At 63.9% G+C, this 15,163-nt stretch carries 17 protein-coding genes; 6 read left to right on the forward strand and 11 right to left on the reverse strand.

The window, feature by feature from the left end; all coding sequences use genetic code 11:
- Nucleotides 1-58: 58 nt before the first annotated feature.
- From AAEQ75_RS06410 to AAEQ75_RS06430, 5 genes are all read right to left on the reverse strand, one after another.
- Nucleotides 59-1,402 carry a DUF1329 domain-containing protein gene (locus tag AAEQ75_RS06410; protein WP_343351192.1) on the reverse strand — a complete coding sequence of 448 codons (1,344 nt, stop codon included), beginning with the start codon at nt 1,400-1,402 and terminating at the stop codon, nt 59-61.
- A 181-nt stretch (nt 1,403-1,583) separates the two neighbouring features.
- A complete protein-coding gene (gene trmB / locus AAEQ75_RS06415; protein ID WP_099525944.1) occupies nt 1,584-2,300 on the reverse strand; it encodes a tRNA (guanosine(46)-N7)-methyltransferase TrmB in 717 nt (238 codons plus the stop codon).
- Nucleotides 2,301-2,367: 67 nt separating this feature from the next.
- Nucleotides 2,368-3,162, reverse strand: coding sequence for a thiazole synthase (locus tag AAEQ75_RS06420; protein ID WP_017363115.1), 795 nt, complete (start codon nt 3,160-3,162; stop codon nt 2,368-2,370).
- Nucleotides 3,163-3,180: 18 nt separating this feature from the next.
- Nucleotides 3,181-3,381 (reverse strand): sulfur carrier protein ThiS, encoded by a 201-nt coding sequence (gene thiS / locus AAEQ75_RS06425; RefSeq protein WP_061240208.1) that lies wholly within the window; start codon nt 3,379-3,381, stop codon nt 3,181-3,183.
- A gap of 102 nt (nt 3,382-3,483) precedes the next feature.
- Nucleotides 3,484-3,855: a DUF423 domain-containing protein gene (locus tag AAEQ75_RS06430; protein ID WP_343351194.1), complete on the reverse strand. Its 372-nt coding sequence runs from the start codon at nt 3,853-3,855 to the stop codon at nt 3,484-3,486.
- A 234-nt stretch (nt 3,856-4,089) separates the two neighbouring features.
- Here AAEQ75_RS06430 and mtgA point away from each other — a divergent pair, with 234 nt between their 5' ends.
- On the forward strand, nt 4,090-4,818 hold the full coding sequence (gene mtgA / locus AAEQ75_RS06435; RefSeq protein WP_343351196.1) for a monofunctional biosynthetic peptidoglycan transglycosylase: 729 nt from the start codon (nt 4,090-4,092) through the stop codon (nt 4,816-4,818).
- Between the two features lie 10 nt (nt 4,819-4,828).
- On the opposite strand, the gene AAEQ75_RS06440 is transcribed toward mtgA, so the two are convergent.
- The 5 genes from AAEQ75_RS06440 to ftsY all read right to left on the reverse strand — a co-directional run bounded on the left by AAEQ75_RS06440 (nt 4,829) and on the right by ftsY (nt 9,513).
- A complete protein-coding gene (locus AAEQ75_RS06440) occupies nt 4,829-5,440 on the reverse strand; it encodes a hypothetical protein (protein ID WP_343351197.1) in 612 nt (203 codons plus the stop codon).
- A 62-nt stretch (nt 5,441-5,502) separates the two neighbouring features.
- The gene (rpoH, locus tag AAEQ75_RS06445) at nt 5,503-6,357 is read right to left on the reverse strand and encodes an RNA polymerase sigma factor RpoH (RefSeq protein WP_017675856.1); all 855 of its coding nucleotides are present in this window, start codon (nt 6,355-6,357) and stop codon (nt 5,503-5,505) included.
- Nucleotides 6,358-6,500: 143 nt separating this feature from the next.
- Nucleotides 6,501-7,517 (reverse strand): permease-like cell division protein FtsX, encoded by a 1,017-nt coding sequence (gene ftsX, locus AAEQ75_RS06450; RefSeq protein WP_099525948.1) that lies wholly within the window; start codon nt 7,515-7,517, stop codon nt 6,501-6,503.
- Nucleotides 7,517-8,185: a cell division ATP-binding protein FtsE gene (gene ftsE / locus AAEQ75_RS06455; protein ID WP_017675858.1), complete on the reverse strand. Its 669-nt coding sequence runs from the start codon at nt 8,183-8,185 to the stop codon at nt 7,517-7,519. The genes ftsX and ftsE overlap by 1 nt, the downstream gene beginning before the upstream one ends.
- The gene (gene ftsY, locus AAEQ75_RS06460) at nt 8,182-9,513 is read right to left on the reverse strand and encodes a signal recognition particle-docking protein FtsY (protein ID WP_343351200.1); all 1,332 of its coding nucleotides are present in this window, start codon (nt 9,511-9,513) and stop codon (nt 8,182-8,184) included. Before ftsY ends, ftsE begins: the two co-directional genes overlap by 4 nt.
- Nucleotides 9,514-9,655: 142 nt before the next feature.
- On the opposite strand from ftsY, the gene AAEQ75_RS06465 reads away from it, so the two are divergent.
- Genes AAEQ75_RS06465 through AAEQ75_RS06485 form a run of 5 tightly spaced genes read left to right on the forward strand, consistent with a single transcriptional unit; the run spans nt 9,656 to nt 14,323 of the window.
- Complete coding sequence (locus AAEQ75_RS06465) at nt 9,656-11,029, forward strand: M16 family metallopeptidase (RefSeq protein ID WP_343351202.1); 1,374 nt, start codon at nt 9,656-9,658, stop codon at nt 11,027-11,029.
- Nucleotides 11,019-12,479 carry a M16 family metallopeptidase gene (locus AAEQ75_RS06470; protein ID WP_343351203.1) on the forward strand — a complete coding sequence of 487 codons (1,461 nt, stop codon included), beginning with the start codon at nt 11,019-11,021 and terminating at the stop codon, nt 12,477-12,479. The genes AAEQ75_RS06465 and AAEQ75_RS06470 overlap by 11 nt, the downstream gene beginning before the upstream one ends.
- A complete protein-coding gene (gene rsmD, locus AAEQ75_RS06475; RefSeq protein ID WP_343351204.1) occupies nt 12,479-13,081 on the forward strand; it encodes a 16S rRNA (guanine(966)-N(2))-methyltransferase RsmD in 603 nt (200 codons plus the stop codon). The genes AAEQ75_RS06470 and rsmD overlap by 1 nt, the downstream gene beginning before the upstream one ends.
- Nucleotides 13,078-13,296 (forward strand): hypothetical protein, encoded by a 219-nt coding sequence (locus tag AAEQ75_RS06480; RefSeq protein ID WP_017363124.1) that lies wholly within the window; start codon nt 13,078-13,080, stop codon nt 13,294-13,296. Before rsmD ends, AAEQ75_RS06480 begins: the two co-directional genes overlap by 4 nt.
- A 43-nt stretch (nt 13,297-13,339) precedes the next feature.
- A complete protein-coding gene (locus AAEQ75_RS06485; protein ID WP_343351206.1) occupies nt 13,340-14,323 on the forward strand; it encodes a hydrolase in 984 nt (327 codons plus the stop codon).
- 44 nt (nt 14,324-14,367) lie between these two features.
- Here the strand turns inward: AAEQ75_RS06485 and AAEQ75_RS06490 are convergent, their stop codons facing one another.
- Complete coding sequence (locus tag AAEQ75_RS06490) at nt 14,368-15,027, reverse strand: TetR/AcrR family transcriptional regulator (protein ID WP_343351207.1); 660 nt, start codon at nt 15,025-15,027, stop codon at nt 14,368-14,370.
- Nucleotides 15,028-15,163: the final 136 nt, after the last annotated feature.

A 15,163-nucleotide genomic window follows, 5' to 3' on the forward strand; every position in this document is an offset into this window, starting at 1 on the left:
AGATGCGCAAAAATACAGAAGCCGCCCAAAGGCGGCTTCGTGAACGACCGTAGCCCCGTCAGTTGCCTTCGCGGCGCAGCGCCTGCGGGGTGAAGTCACGCGGGCTCAACCTGGCGTTGAAGTCGTACATCTTCTCGTTGTTATCCAGGCCGTCGGCGAAGTAGCGGCCGCCCTTGAGGTCATAGATGGTCTCCAGGGTCGAGCCGAACATCGGCACGTCGTAGTAGCTGATCGGGTGAGCTTCCTGCAGGCCGATCAGGTTGCCATTACGGTCATACAGATCGACCGCGAGGATCTGCCAGCTGTCCTCGTCGAGATAGAAACGACGCTTGCCATACGGATGGCTGAAGCCGGTGCGCAGGTCCGCCTCCACCACCCAGACGCGGTGCAACTCGTAACGCAGCAATTCCGGATTGATGTGCTTGGCCTGCAGGATGTCGGCGTAGGGAATGCCCTTCTGGTGCACGGCATAGCTGTTGTAGGGCACCAGCATCTCGCGCTTGCCCAGCAGCTGCCATTCGTAGCGATCCGGTGCGCCATTGTAGGAGTCAACCTGGTCGGCAGTGGCCATGCCATTGGTGTCGGGTTGCAGGGTGTCGTAGGCAAGCATCGGCAGGCGGCGCACACGGCGCTCACCACGATTGAAGCGCCAGGCCTTGCGAATCGCCAGCACCTGGTCGAGGGTCTCCTGCACCACCAGCGCCGAGCCGGCCAGCTTGGCCGGCGCTACCACCTTGTACTTGTAATAGAACAGGGTGTTGTCCAGATCCTGCGGGGCAACGCCTTCGCGGCCATAGAGGAAGTAGACGTCGCGCTCGAGCTTGAGCAGGTTGTAGCTACCGTTGGCGAGCACCGCCGCCTGGTTGGTGGCCATGCTGATCTGGTCGCCGCGGTAACGCATGACGTGGTTCCAGATGGCCTCCTGGCCGGTCTGCGGCAGAGGGAACGGCACGCCGGCAGCTGCGCCCTGCACACCATTGCCACCGGAAATCAGCTCGGCATTCTGTGCATTGAAACGCGTGGCGTCATAGATACGCTGCGGCGCAGCAGCGCTGCGGCGGGTCGGGAAGACCCGCAGGTAGAAGCTGGGGTTTTCCTGCAGCAGGGTCTTGAGGCCGATCGGCAGTTGCGGTTCGTACTGCGCCAGGTTCTGGCTGTCGACGCGATACAGCAGTTTGTCGCCTGCGTATGGGTCCGGGTGGTGCATGCCGGGCTGGTAGCCGGCTGGCGGAGTCGCCAGGCCGCCCGTCCAGGCGGGAATGGTGCCGGCAGCATTACCTGCCCGCTCGCCACCCAGTGGTGTCAGGTCCTGACCCAGACGCGCGGCCTGGCTGGCATCGACCTTGGCCTGGACCTGAAACGCCAGGGCAGTCAGCAGAAGAAGGGAAACCGATCTCAACACAATGCTCTCCTCGCGGCACCATGCAAGCGGTGCCGCTAATGTCTGCGCGCCTTGCAGGCGCACTTATCGTTGTTGTGTCTTGCGGTGAGGCGCCGTCCTGGCCGTCGGGTTATCCCGATCTAATCGTGCATCCTGCCGGTTCTATATACGGGCGATCCCTACGGACAGGATCGCTCGGCAATCACTCCTGGCGCTGAAACTTCAGATCCCATACACCGTGGCCAAGGCGCTCGCCACGACGTTCGAACTTGGTAACCGGGCGCTCTTCTGGGCGCGGCACGTAAGTGCCATCGGCCGCCAGGTTGCGGTAGCCCGGCGCCGCGTTCATCACTTCGAGCATGTGCTCAGCATAGTTCTCCCAGTCGGTGGCCATGTGCAACACGCCGCCGACCTTCAGTTTGCTGCGCACCAGTTCGGCGAAAGCCGGCTGGACGATACGGCGCTTGTGATGACGCGACTTGTGCCAAGGGTCGGGGAAGAACAGCAGCACGCGATCGAGGCTGGCGTCGGCCACGCAGTCACGCAGCACCTCCAGCGCATCGCAGCTGTAGACCCGCAGGTTGCTGAGGTTTTGCGTCATCGCACCGTTGAGCAGCGCACCCACGCCAGGCTTGTGTACCTCGACACCGATGAAATCCTGCTCAGGCGCAGCAGCAGCCATCTCCAGGGTGGAGTGGCCCATGCCGAAGCCGATCTCGAAGGTGCGCGGTGCGCTGCGACCGAACACTTGGTCGAAGTCGCGCAGGCCGTCTTCCAGCTCGAGGCCGAACAGCGGCCAGCCCTTGTCGATGCCACGCTGCTGACCTTCGGTCATGCGCCCGGCACGCATCACGAAGCTCTTGATGGTACGGCGCTGGCGACCGTCTTCGGTCAGTTCGGGCTGTTGGGTATCGGTCATGCTGGACTCTTGTAGATTGCGTTACGACTGGCGCGCCGGCGGACCGGCACGCAGCCAATCGTCATCCTTAGTTGATCAGGCCAGTCAGCGGCGACGACGCACTGGCATAGAGTTTCTTCGGCATACGGCCGGCCAGGTAGGCCAGGCGACCGGCCTCGACGGCATGCTGCATGGCGCGCGCCATCAGCACCGGGTTCTGCGCTTCGGCGATGGCGCTGTTCATCAGCACCGCCTCGCAGCCCAGCTCCATGGCGATGGTGGCGTCGGAGGCAGTGCCCACGCCGGCATCGACCAGCACCGGCACCTTCGATTCCTCGAGGATGATGCGCAGGTTGTACGGGTTGCAGATACCCAGGCCGGAGCCGATCAAGCCGGCCAGCGGCATCACCGCGATGCAGCCGATCTCGGCCAATTGACGAGCGATGATCGGATCGTCGCTGGTGTACACCATCACATCGAAGCCATCCTTGACCAGCACTTCGGCGGCCTTGATGGTCTCGATGACGTTGGGGAACAGGGTTTTCTGGTCGGCCAGCACTTCCAGCTTGACCAGGTTGTGACCATCGAGCAGTTCGCGGGCCAGGCGGCAGGTGCGCACGGCCTCGACCGCGTCATAGCAGCCGGCGGTATTGGGCAGGATGGTGTACTTGTCCGGGCTGATCACGTCGAGCAGGTTCGGCTCACCGGGATTCTGGCCGATGTTGGTGCGGCGTACCGCCACGGTGACGATCTCGGCGCCGGAAGCGGCGATGGCGTCGCGGGTCTCGTCCATATCCTTGTACTTGCCGGTACCGACCAGCAGGCGCGACTGGAACGTACGACCGGCCAGGGTGAAGGGCTTGTCGCTGCGAACTTGGCTCATGGAATACTCCTCGTGAGGTCAGCCGCCGCCGATGGCGTGCACCACTTCCACCTGGTCGCCTTCGGCGAGCTGGGTGCTGTCGTGCTGGCTGCGTGGAACGATGTCCTGATTGAGCTCGACCGCCACACGGCGTCCGGTCAGATCGAGGCGAACCAACAGGTCGGCGACGCTCTGGTTATCCGGCAGTTCGAAGGGTTCACCATTCAACTGGATACGCATGACGACTCGGTCACAACTGGAAAGAGGGCCGGCATTCTAGCCCGTTAACTGGCCACGACCAAGGCTAAAAGGCGCCATTCGTCCTCATTTCTGACGCCAGGGTCAGGTCAGCTTCCAGGCGCTCAGGCCCAGGCACAGCCAGCCAACGAGGAAGGCGACGCCACCGAAAGGCGTGATGATACCGAGCTTGCCGATGCCGCTGAGGGTCAACAGATAGAGACTGCCGGAGAACAGCAGGATACCCAGCGCGAAGGCGCCGCCAGCCAGGTTCACCAACCGTCCGGGCGCATGCATCGCCAGCAGGCCGACGCCGAACAGGGCCAGCGCGTGAGTCAGCTGGTAATGCGTACCGGTCTGGAACACCGCCAGATATTCGGGAGTCAGCCTGTGCTTCAGACCATGGGCCGCGAACGCGCCCAGAGCGACACCGGTGAAACCGGCGAATGCGGACAACAGTAGCCAGAGACGGGCCATGGAAACTCCTGAATAAATCGACCTGTGCGCAGTTTAGCCATCGGGCCTGAAGACGAAATGGTCGTTATTGTCACACCTGCGCCCAACTCTGTGGTTCCGCAGCAACTGACTCGGCACTTTTTGTTGCCCGCCACCCCTGGCGGCAACCCTTCGGGCCGTCGCAAAGCGACGTCAAAAATCGCTCCCGGCGATTTTTTGTTTTAATAGCGCCACATCCGATCATTGCGAGACCTCATGCTCCGAGCCCTGACCCGCCGCCTGCTTAAACTGCTGCTCTGGCTGATCCTGGCCAGCGTACTGCTGGTGCTTGCTCTGCGCTGGGTGCCGCCGCCCGGTACGGCGCTGATGATCGAGCGCAAGATCGAATCCTGGGGCAGCGAACAGCCCATCGAGCTGAAGCGCCAGTGGCGCCCCTGGAAAGAACTCCCGGATCACCTGAAGATGGCGGTGATCGCCGCTGAAGACCAGAAATTCGCCGAACACTGGGGGTTCGATGTCGGCGCTATTCAGGCGGCGCTGGCACATAACCAGAGCGGCGGCTCACTAAGAGGCGCCAGCACCCTCAGCCAGCAGGTGGCGAAGAACCTGTTTCTCTGGTCCGGACGCAGTTGGCTGCGCAAAGGGCTGGAAGCCTGGTTCACCGCACTGATCGAAGTGCTCTGGTCGAAAGAGCGCATCCTTGAGGTGTACCTCAATAGCGTCGAGTGGGGCGATGGCATCTTTGGCGCCGAAGCCGCGGCACAACACCATTTCGGTGTCGGCGCGCCTTATCTCAATCGCCAGCAGGCCAGCCAGCTGGCAGCGGTGCTACCCAATCCACTGCGCTGGAGCGCTGGTCGCCCGAATGGCTACGTGGTGCGACGCGCCGCCTGGATTCGCCAACAGATGAACCAGCTGGGTGGCAGCCACTACCTCGACCTGCTCAAGGCAGCGCGCCCAGACTGGTGGCCACGCTGGCTGTAAGCGAGGCTAGCTAGCGGGTCGCGCGAAAAGCCTGGCGCGGCACCGCGTGCAGCAGCGCGACCTCATCGCCGCGCAGATGCACGGTCAAGCCCCATTGCGGATAGACCCAAGCCTGACCGTCGGCCAATTCCAAGGTCAGACGCGGCTGCCCGAGACTGGCAGCCAGGCGCTCGCTGGCCAGGGCTTGCGGGGCATTCAGATTGAGGCTGGCTATGGAAAAACCGGCCATCTGATCGACCAGTGATTGACCAAGGACCTGCTCGCTATCACCGACCTTGAGGCCTTGCGCCGTCATCAGACTGTCGCGCTGCTCCCGGCTCAACCTCAGCTCGGCCTCGAGCGACCACTCGCCCTCCTCCCCTTCGAGTGGCGCACGATAGACAAGCCGTGCGCCGTCGAGGCGCGGCTCCAGCCATAGCTCGCCCGGCGCTGACGCCTGCACATCACGCAGCGTCAATTCGTCTTCGGCCAGCGGCTGCAACAGTGCATCGCGCCACTGCTGCAGATTGGCCACCGGCTCAACTTCAGTACTGCGCATCAGCCAGGCGCCCCAGGCGAAGAAAAGCACGGCGACGAGCGCAAATATCAGCCAGTGCTGCACTTTCAGTGGGGCTTTGTTCAAGGCAATTGCTCCAGACAGAAAAAAGCCGCACCTGGGTGCGGCTTTTCGGGATAACGGCAGACTCAGGCGGCGATACAGCCTTTGAGCTTGTTCATCGCGTTCTTCTCGAGCTGGCGAATACGCTCGGCCGACACGTTGTACTTGGCAGCCAGGTCGTGCAGCGTCGCCTTTTCCTCGGCCAGCCAGCGCTGGTAGAGGATGTCGCGGCTGCGCTCGTCCAGGCTTTCCAGCGCTTCGTGCAGGTTGCTGCTGGAACTGTCGCTCCAATCGGCATCCTCGAGCTGACGAGCCGGGTCGTAGCGATGGTCTTCCAGGTAATGCGCGGGCGACTGGAAGGCGCTGTCGTCGTCGGCATCAGCTGCCGGGTCGAAGGCCATGTCCTGGCCGGTCAGGCGACTTTCCATCTCGCGCACTTCGTGCGGCTCGACACCCAGGCTGGCGGCCACGGCGGTCACTTCATCGTTGTTCAGCCAGGCCAGACGCTTCTTCTGGCTGCGCAGGTTGAAGAACAGTTTGCGCTGGGCCTTGGTGGTGGCCACTTTGACGATGCGCCAGTTCTTCAGAATGAACTCGTGGATTTCCGCGCGAATCCAGTGCACAGCGAAAGACACCAGGCGCACGCCCATTTCCGGGTTGAAGCGCTTGACCGCCTTCATCAGGCCGACGTTGCCTTCCTGGATCAGGTCGGCCTGGGCCAGACCATAACCGGAGTAGCTGCGGGCGATATGCACCACGAAACGCAGGTGGGCCAACACCATCTGGCGGGCGGCCTCGAGATCCTGCTGGTAAAAGAGATTTTCGGCCAGTTCACGCTCCTGCTCGGGTGTCAGCAGCGGGATGCTGTTGACGGCATGCACGTATGCTTCCAGGTTGGCGCCTGGAACCAGAGCATGAACAGGTTGCAAGGAAGTGGACATTCGAATCCTCCGATTCACGAAACTCATGCAGTGTAGCACTGCGCTATCTGATGCGGGGCCTGTGGATAAGTTCCCTGATAGATAGTCAATATCAACCAAAACAATGACTTGTCAGCTTGCGTTCAGCCTCGCCGAACAGCGCCCTAACGGGGTGCAAGTTCGTTCAGATGACGCGCCACCGCCAGCCAGGCACCAATATAGCCCAACAGCACGGCGCCGAGCAGCAGCGAAAAACCGTCGGAAGAAGGTACGCCACCCAGCGCGAAATCGCTACCGTAAAGGCCGGCCAAACGTACTACAGCATCATTCAGCCAATCCAGCCCGAACGCCAGCAGCAGCCAGGCGAAGATACCTGCGCCGAAACCGTACAACGCGCCCATATAAAGGAAGGGACGTCGCACATAGCCATCGGTTCCACCTACCAGCTTGATCACCTCGATCTCGGCGCGGCGGTTCTCGATGTGCAGACGGATGGTATTGCCGATCACCAGCAGCAGCGCCAGGATCAGCAGCAGGCTGAGACCGAAGACGAAGCGGTCACCCAGCTTGAGGATCGCGGTCAGGCGCTCGACCCAGACCAGATCGAGCTGTGCCTGCTCCACCTTGGGCAGCTCCGCCAGGCGCTGGCGCAAGGCTTCGAGCTTGGCCTTGTCGACTTCCTTCGGCGTCACCAGCACCACGCCCGGCAGCGGATTCTCCGGCAACTCCTTCAACGCCTGGCCCAGGCCGGATAGCTGCTGGAACTCTTCCAGCGCCTGCTCGCGGCTGATCCACTCGGCATCGGAGACGTCATCCATCGCTGCGATCTGCTCGCGCAACGCCTGGCCGTCGCGCTCACCGGCGGACATATCGAGGAACAGGGAAATCTGCGCCGCCCGCTGCCAGGAGCCGCCAAGCTTCTCGACGTTGTCCAGCAGCAGCGACAGTCCCATGGGCAGGCTCAGCGCCACGGCCATCACCAGGCAGGTGAAGAAACTGCCAATGGGCTGGCGCGCCAGGCGGCGCAGACTGTCCACCAGGCTGGCGCGGTGGCTTTCCAGCCAGGCATTGAGCAGGGTGCGAAAATCCGGCTCATCCGCCGGACCATCGACCACCTTGTTGCGCGGCGCCGCGCCGACACGTTCGGCCGGTTGCGGCGTGGGCATCTTCGATGCGCTCATCAGGCAGCCTCCCCATCACCGATCAGGCGACCGCGTTGCAGGGTGAGCATGCGCTGACGCATGCGCGCGATCAGCGCCAGGTCGTGGCTGGCGATCAGCACCGTGGTACCCAACTGGTTGATGTCTTCGAACACCCCCATGATCTCGGCGGCCAGGCGCGGGTCGAGGTTACCGGTGGGCTCGTCTGCCAGCAGCAGAGCGGGACGGTGAACGATGGCACGGGCGATACCGACGCGCTGTTGCTGACCGGTGGACAGATCGCCAGGCGACTGCGCCGCCTTGTCGCTGAGGCTGACGCGCTCCAGCGCAGCGCCGACGCGTTTGCCGATCTCTGGCTTGGACAGACCGAGAATCTGCAGTGGCAGGGCGACGTTGTCGTAGACAGTGCGATCGAACAGCAACTGGTGGTTCTGGAACACCACGCCGATCTGTCGGCGCAGGAAGGGAATCTGCGCGTTGGTGATGGTCGACAGATCCTGTCCGGCCAGCAGCAGCTTGCCGCTGGTGGGCCGCTCCATCGCCAGCAGCAGGCGCAGCAGTGTGCTCTTGCCAGCACCGGAGTGACCGGTGACAAAGAGGAATTCGCCGGGGCGAACGCGGAAGCTCAGCTCGTGCAGCCCGACATGGCCATTAGGATAACGCTTGGCGACCTGCTCGAATCGGATCATGCCCGCTCGCGCTCCTCGAAGAGTGCCTGAACGAAAGCCTGCGCCTGGAAGGGCCGCAGGTCATCGATGCCTTCGCCCACGCCGATGTAACGAATCGGCAGGCCAAACTGCTTGGCCAGGGCGAAGATGACGCCGCCCTTGGCGGTGCCGTCGAGTTTGGTCAGCGCCAGGCCGGTGAGGTTCACGGTCTGGTTGAATTGCTTGGCCTGATTGATGGCGTTCTGCCCGGTGCCGGCGTCGAGTACCAGCAGCACTTCGTGCGGTGCGGTGTCGTCCAGCTTGCCGATCACCCGACGCACCTTCTTCAGCTCTTCCATCAGGTTGTCTTTGGTGTGCAGGCGCCCGGCGGTGTCAGCGATCAGCACGTCGATGCCGCGCGACTTGGCCGCCTGCACCGCATCGAAGATCACCGAAGCCGAGTCGGCGCCGGTGTGCTGGGCGATCACCGCGATGTTGTTGCGCTCACCCCAGACCTGCAACTGCTCCACCGCAGCAGCGCGGAAGGTATCGCCGGCAGCGAGCATGACCTTCTTACCTTCGAGTTGCAGCTTCTTGGCCAGCTTGCCGATGGTGGTGGTCTTGCCCACGCCGTTCACGCCCACGACGAGAATCACGTAAGGTTGTTTGGCAGTGTCGATGACCAGCGACTGCTCGACCGGCTTGAGCAAGGTCACCAGCTCTTCCTGCAGCGCCTTGTACAGCGCACCGCTGTCTGCCAGCTCCTTGCGTGCCACTCGCTTGGTCAGGTTGCCGATGATCGCGGTGGTCGCCTCGACGCCGACGTCGGCGGTCAGCAGGCGGGTTTCCAGATCATCGAGCAGGTCATCGTCGATGACCTTCTTGCCGAGGAACAGGCTGGCCATGCCCTCACCAAGGCTGGCGCTGGTCTTGGACAGGCCTTGCTTGAGGCGGGCGAAGAAACTCGGCTTTTCCTGAGTGGCTGGCACAGCGACGAGAGCGGGCGCAACAACCTCGGGCAAGGCTTCGGCAACAGGCTCAGGCACGGGCGGCGGCTCAACGACAACAGGCGGGGCGACCGAGGGTTCGGCAACCAGCGGCTCAGCCTGTGGCACTGGAGCAGGCGCGGCCTCAGCCACTTCGGGCTCGAGTGCCGGCAAGGCTTCGGGCGCGCTCTCAGGTGTCGACGGCTCGGCAGGTGGTTGAGCAGACTCGGGCTGCTCGACGGGCGCGGGCTGAGTCGGCTCGGCTGCGTTCTCAGCGGGCTTCTTGCGCCACCAACTGAACAGGGATTTCTTTTCTTCGGTCACAGGCGGAGTCTGCGCGCCAGCCTCGGCCGGCGACTTCTTGTCGTCATTGGAACCAAACATGGGTCGCTTGCATCTCAGGGGAGCGGACGCTAACAGGCTGCAAAGCCTTGCCGTGCCGCCCCGGAAAAGGATGGGGTATCCTAGCACCTCTTCGCCCGTCGGCGGTACGACCGCCCAGGCTATCCGACAGGTCTGACTTTCGATGAATGCCATTGCCCGCCGTTCCCTCGGCCTGCTGTTCGGCGCAATCTGCGTGCCACTTGCAGCCTTCGCCTCCCCCGCTCAACCCACCCACGAATTCAAACTGGACAATGGCCTCAAGGTCATCGTCCGCGAGGATCATCGCGCCCCCGTGGTGGTTTCGCAGATCTGGTACAAGGTCGGCTCCAGCTACGAAACGCCCGGCTCCACCGGCCTTTCCCACGCCCTGGAACACATGATGTTCAAGGGCAGCGGCAAGTTCGGCCCCGGCGAAGCCTCGCGCATCCTGCGTGAACTGGGCGCCGAGGAGAATGCCTTCACCAGCGACGACTACACCGCCTACTACCAGGTGCTGGCCAGTGACCGCCTGGGCGTGGCCCTGGAGCTGGAAGCCGATCGCCTGGCCAGCCTGACGCTGCCGGCCGACGAGTTCAGCAAGGAGATCGAGGTAATCAAGGAGGAGCGTCGCCTGCGCACTGACGACCGCCCGTCCTCGCTGGCCTACGAACGCTTCAAGGCCATGGCTTATCCGGCCAGTGGCTACAGCATCCCGACCATCGGCTGGATGGCCGACCTCGATCGCATGCACATCGACGAACTGCGCGCCTGGCACCAGAAGTGGTACGCGCCGAACAACGCCACCCTGGTGGTGGTCGGTGACGTCAGCGTGGATGAGGTGAAAGCCCAGGTTCAGCGCTACTTCGGCGGCATTGCGCGCGGTGAAGTGCCGACCGCCAAGCTGCCGCTGGAGCTGGCTGCGCCGGGTGAACGCCGCACCACGCTGTATCTCAAAACCCAGCTGCCGAACCTGATCATGGGCTTCAACGTGCCAGGTCTGGCCACCGCCGAAACGCCACGCCAGGTCTACGCCCTGCGCCTGGCCGCTGCCTTGCTTGACGGCGGCTACAGCGCGCGTCTGTCGACTCGCCTGGAGCGTGGCGAAGAGCTCGTTTCCGGCGCCAGCGCCTGGTACAACGCCTTCAGCCGCGGCGACAGCCTGTTCATCCTCTCGGCCACGCCCAACGTGCAGAAGGGCAAGACCCTGGAGCAGGCCGAAGCCGGCCTGTGGCGCGAACTGGAAGAGCTTAAGAAAGCCCCGCCGTCCGCTGCCGAACTGGCCCGCGTACGCGCCCAGGTCATCGCAGGCCTGGTCTATGAGCGCGACTCGATCACCAGCCAGGCCACCAGCATCGGCCAACTGGAAACCGTTGGTCTGTCCTGGCAACTGATCGACCAGGAACTGAACGAACTGCAGGCCGTCACCCCGGCCGATATCCAGCAGGCGGCCCGCACCTTCTTCGTCCGCGACCGCCTGAGCGTCGCCCACGTTCTGCCTGAAGCATCCCGTCATGAGGAGTCCCGCCATGAAGACTGAGCACCGCCGCCTGGGCCTGCTCGGCCTGGTACTGTCCAGCGCACTGCTACTGGGCGCCTGCGCCAACCTCTCTGACAAGGCCCCGACGGGCGATGCCGCCAAGCTGCAGTCGCTGGCCGCGCTCGACGGCAAGGCACCGACCCGCCGTACTCTGGATATCCAGACCTGGAACACCGCGCAGGGTGCCAAAGTGCTGTTCGTCGAAGCCCATGAGCTGCCGATGTTCGACCTGCGCCTGACCTTCGCTGCCGGCAGCAGCCAGGACGACGGCGTGCCAGGCCTTGCCACCTTGACCAACGCCATGCTCAACGAAGGCGTGCCAGGCAAGGACGTTGGCGCCATCGCCGCCGGTTTCGAAGGCCTCGGCGCCGAGTTCGGCAACGGCGCCTATCGCGACATGGCAGTGGCCAGCCTGCGCAGTCTCAGCGCGCAGGAGCAACGTGAGCCGGCACTGGCGCTGTTCGCCGATGTACTGGGCAAGCCCACCTTCCCGGCCGACTCGCTGGCGCGGATCAAGAATCAGTTGCTCGCCGGCTTCGAGTTCCAGAAGCAGAACCCGGGCAAGCTGGCCAGCCTGGAGCTGTTCGAGCGTCTCTACGGCAAGCACCCCTACGCCCATCCGAGCGACGGCACGGCGCAATCGATTCCGGCCATCACCCGCCAACAGCTGCAGGCCTTCCATGCCCGCGCCTATGCGGCCGGCAATGTGGTGATCGCGCTGGTCGGCGACCTCTCGCGAAGCGAAGCCGAGGCCATCGCCAACCGTGTGTCGGCCGCCCTGCCGCAAGGCCCGGCACTGGCGAAGATCGCCCAGCCGCAGACGCCCAAGCCCGGCACCAGTCATATCGAATACCCGTCCAACCAGACCCACCTGATGCTCGCCCAGCTCGGCATCGACCGCCGTGATCCGGACTACGCCGCGCTGTACCTGGGCAACCAGATCTTTGGCGGCGGCGGTTTTGGCACGCGGTTGATGAGCGAAGTGCGCGAGAAACGCGGCCTGACCTACGGCGTCTACTCCGGCTTCAGCGCCATGCAGGCACGCGGCCCGTTCATGATCAACCTGCAAACCCGCGCCGAACTCAGCGAAGGCACCCTGGCGCTGGTCAAGCAACTGCTGGCCGACTACCTGCGCGATGGCCCGACCCAGCAGGAGCTGGATAATGCCAAGCGCGAGCTGGCCGGCAGCTTCCCGCTGTCCACCGCGAGCAATGCCGATATCGTCGGCCAGCTGGCATCGATGGGTTTCTACGACCTGCCGCTGAGCTACCTGGACGATTTCATGCGTGACGTGCAGAACCTGAGCACCGATCAAGTGAAAGCGGCGATGGCCAAGCACCTCGATCCCGAGGCGCTGGTGGTGGTTAGCGCTGGTCCGACAGTAGCGCAGAAGGAGCTGCCGCCGCCCACCGAGCGCCCGGTCGAGCTGCCCAGCACGGTGCCACACTGATGCGCGGTCGCCCCCCTCAGAAACCCGCCGCAGGCAAGGCCCACGGCGGCCAGGGCCAGTTGCGCATCATTGGCGGGCAGTGGCGTTCACGGCGCTTCGCCTTTCCTGATGGGCCGGGCCTGCGCCCGACCCCGGATCGGGTGCGCGAGACGCTGTTTAACTGGCTGGCGCCCTATGTCGAAGGCGCCCATGTGCTCGACCCTTTCGCCGGCAGCGGCGCATTGCTGCTCGAAGCACTGTCGCGCGGCGCCGCCAGCGGCCTGGCCTGCGACCTCAGCCCGGCGTCGGTGGCCTCGCTGCGCGGGCATCTGGCGACGCTGCAATGCCGCAACGGCGAAATCCAGCTGGGCGACGCTCTGCAACTGCTGGCGCGCCCGGCGCCACGGCGCTTCGATATCGTCCTGCTCGACCCGCCGTTTCACAAGGATCTGCTGCAAGGCGCCTGCACGCTGCTGGAGGCACAAGGCTGGCTGGCCGACGACGCCTGGATCTATACCGAAAGCGAAACAGCGCCCTCGACCTTGGGCCTGCCGGGCAACTGGCGTCTGCACCGCGAGAAGCACACCGGCCAGGTGCATTACGCGCTGTGGCAGCGTGGATGAAGGACTTCATCTACGCCCACCTGCCCTACCTGCTGCTGATCGTACTGGCGCTACCAGTACTGTTCAGCCAGCAGGAAATTCCGCTCAATTTAAATCGCACGATACTGTTAGAGCATCAGCACGGTATCGTCATAGGGCTTACCAATCAGCGTATCGTCGCGTTACTGGTATTGGCCTGGTGTGCTTGGCGCATACTCCGCAAGCGCCGGCGCTGACTAGCCTGGATCCGTGTGCGACCAACTCACTGCCCAGAACCCCATGACCACGCCCTTCAAACCCGCCTGGTGGCTCCCCAGCCCGCATCTGCAGACGCTGTGGAACCCCTTCTGCCGCAAACCGCCGCAACTGGAGCGGCAGCGCGAACGGCTGTGGCTGGACGATGGTGACTTTCTCGATCTCGACTGGCACGGCCCACACGATGCCCAGGCACCGCTGGTGCTGGTACTGCATGGCCTGACCGGCAGTTCCAGCTCGCTCTATGTACTCGGCCTGCAACAGGCTCTGGCTGCGCGCGGCTGGGCCAGCGTGGCACTGAACTGGCGTGGCTGCTCCGGCGAGCCCAACCTGCTGCCGCGCGGCTACCACTCCGGCGCCAGTGAGGATCTGGCGTCGGCGGTCGCGCATCTGCGCGCGCAACGGCCGATGGCGCCGCTGTACGCCGTCGGCTATTCGCTGGGCGGCAACGTGCTGCTCAAGTATCTGGGCGAAAGCGGCGAGCAGAGCCAGCTGCAAGGCGCTGTGGCAGTGTCGGTGCCGTTTCGCCTGGATCAGTGCGCCGACCGCATCGGTCTGGGCTTCTCGCGGGTGTACCAGGCGCACTTCATGCGCGAGATGGTCGCTTATGTGAACAACAAACAGCGCCTGTTCGCCGAAAGCGGCTTGAGCGAGCGCCTGTCGGTGCTGGAGCGCTTGGGGCCGCTGGATGGCATGCGCACCTTCTGGGACTTCGACGGGCGCATCACCGCGCCGCTGCATGGTTTCGCCGATGCCCACGATTATTACCGGCGTGCCTCCAGCCGCTTCTACCTGGGGGCAATCCGCACGCGTACGTTGATCATCCAGGCCGAGGACGATCCCTTTATCTTCCGCCATAGCCTGCCCGAGGCCAGCGAACTGGCCCCCGGCATCGAGTTCGAGCTGCATGCCAAGGGCGGGCATGTCGGCTTCGTCGAGGGCAGCCCGCGCAAGCCGGTGTATTACCTGGAACGGCGCATCCCACAGTGGTTGGCTGACCTCGGCTAATCGCGGCTGAAGCCGCTCCTACCAAGGCCGAGCGCGCGAGGTCATCACCCCAGCACCTGCTCCAGCGGCACATGCAGCCGGCCATACAGCGCCTCGACCGCTTCGCGCGCCGCAGGTGCCAGGTAGCCCCCTTCCAACGCCAGAACCTGATAGATCCCGCGGCGCAGCATGTCCTGGCTGAGGTCGTCCGGGTTGGCGCCTGTGGTGCAGAGAAAGCGCACCCAGGAGGTCATGATGATCCAGCTGTTGAGCGTCAATGCCTCGATCTGCGCCGGACTCATCAGCAGGATGCCTGCCTCGACGAACCCCTGATAAATCGATTGCGCGCCCACCAGGCAGCGGCGGGCGAAGGCACGGTAGCGCTCGGCCAGCTCAGCATCGGACTCCAGCAGATGCTCCAGATCGCGGTGCAGAAAGCGGTAGTGCCACATCGCGGCCAGCAACGCCTCCAGGTAGAAGGTCTTGTCCTCCACCGTCAGGGCACGACCTTCGGGTGGACGCAGGAAGCTGTCCACCTGCGCTTCGTACTGGGCGAACAGCTCGGCGATGATCACCTGCTTGTTACGGAAGTGGTAATACAGGTTGCCCGGCGACATGCCCAGGTGCGCGGCAATGTGATTGGTGGTGACGTTGCGCTCGCCCTGGCTGTTGAACAGGGCCAGGCTCTCGGCAACGATGCGGTCGCGGGTCTTGGGTGGCGCCATGACGCAGCTCGATCTCGACTTCAAAAGTGGCAAAGGTACAGGCGAATCCGCCGAAGTGTTACCCCCACATGCACCGCATAGGCTGCAGCAGGCCTTTGGTTAGGGTGCAGCGATGACAGCGACGCGGCATCCTATT

Source organism: Pseudomonas sediminis, assembly GCF_039555755.1.
In the GTDB taxonomy this organism is placed as follows: domain Bacteria; phylum Pseudomonadota; class Gammaproteobacteria; order Pseudomonadales; family Pseudomonadaceae; genus Aquipseudomonas; species Aquipseudomonas mendocina_D.

Excerpts from the sequence above, each read along its gene's own strand:
- trmB (WP_099525944.1), bottom strand. The coding sequence starts at position 2,300 with ATGACCGATACCCAACAGCCCGAACTGACCGAAGACGGTCGCCAGCGC.
- AAEQ75_RS06420 (WP_017363115.1), bottom strand. The coding sequence starts at position 3,162 with ATGAGCCAAGTTCGCAGCGACAAGCCCTTCACCCTGGCCGGTCGTACG.
- thiS (WP_061240208.1), bottom strand. The coding sequence starts at position 3,381 with ATGCGTATCCAGTTGAATGGTGAACCCTTCGAACTGCCGGATAACCAG.
- AAEQ75_RS06430 (WP_343351194.1), bottom strand. The coding sequence starts at position 3,855 with ATGGCCCGTCTCTGGCTACTGTTGTCCGCATTCGCCGGTTTCACCGGT.
- mtgA (WP_343351196.1), top strand. The coding sequence starts at position 4,090 with ATGCTCCGAGCCCTGACCCGCCGCCTGCTTAAACTGCTGCTCTGGCTG.
- rpoH (WP_017675856.1), bottom strand. The coding sequence starts at position 6,357 with ATGTCCACTTCCTTGCAACCTGTTCATGCTCTGGTTCCAGGCGCCAAC.
- ftsX (WP_099525948.1), bottom strand. The coding sequence starts at position 7,517 with ATGAGCGCATCGAAGATGCCCACGCCGCAACCGGCCGAACGTGTCGGC.
- ftsE (WP_017675858.1), bottom strand. The coding sequence starts at position 8,185 with ATGATCCGATTCGAGCAGGTCGCCAAGCGTTATCCTAATGGCCATGTC.
- ftsY (WP_343351200.1), bottom strand. The coding sequence starts at position 9,513 with ATGTTTGGTTCCAATGACGACAAGAAGTCGCCGGCCGAGGCTGGCGCG.
- AAEQ75_RS06465 (WP_343351202.1), top strand. The coding sequence starts at position 9,656 with ATGAATGCCATTGCCCGCCGTTCCCTCGGCCTGCTGTTCGGCGCAATC.
- AAEQ75_RS06470 (WP_343351203.1), top strand. The coding sequence starts at position 11,019 with ATGAAGACTGAGCACCGCCGCCTGGGCCTGCTCGGCCTGGTACTGTCC.
- rsmD (WP_343351204.1), top strand. The coding sequence starts at position 12,479 with ATGCGCGGTCGCCCCCCTCAGAAACCCGCCGCAGGCAAGGCCCACGGC.
- AAEQ75_RS06480 (WP_017363124.1), top strand. The coding sequence starts at position 13,078 with ATGAAGGACTTCATCTACGCCCACCTGCCCTACCTGCTGCTGATCGTA.
- AAEQ75_RS06485 (WP_343351206.1), top strand. The coding sequence starts at position 13,340 with ATGACCACGCCCTTCAAACCCGCCTGGTGGCTCCCCAGCCCGCATCTG.
- AAEQ75_RS06490 (WP_343351207.1), bottom strand. The coding sequence starts at position 15,027 with ATGGCGCCACCCAAGACCCGCGACCGCATCGTTGCCGAGAGCCTGGCC.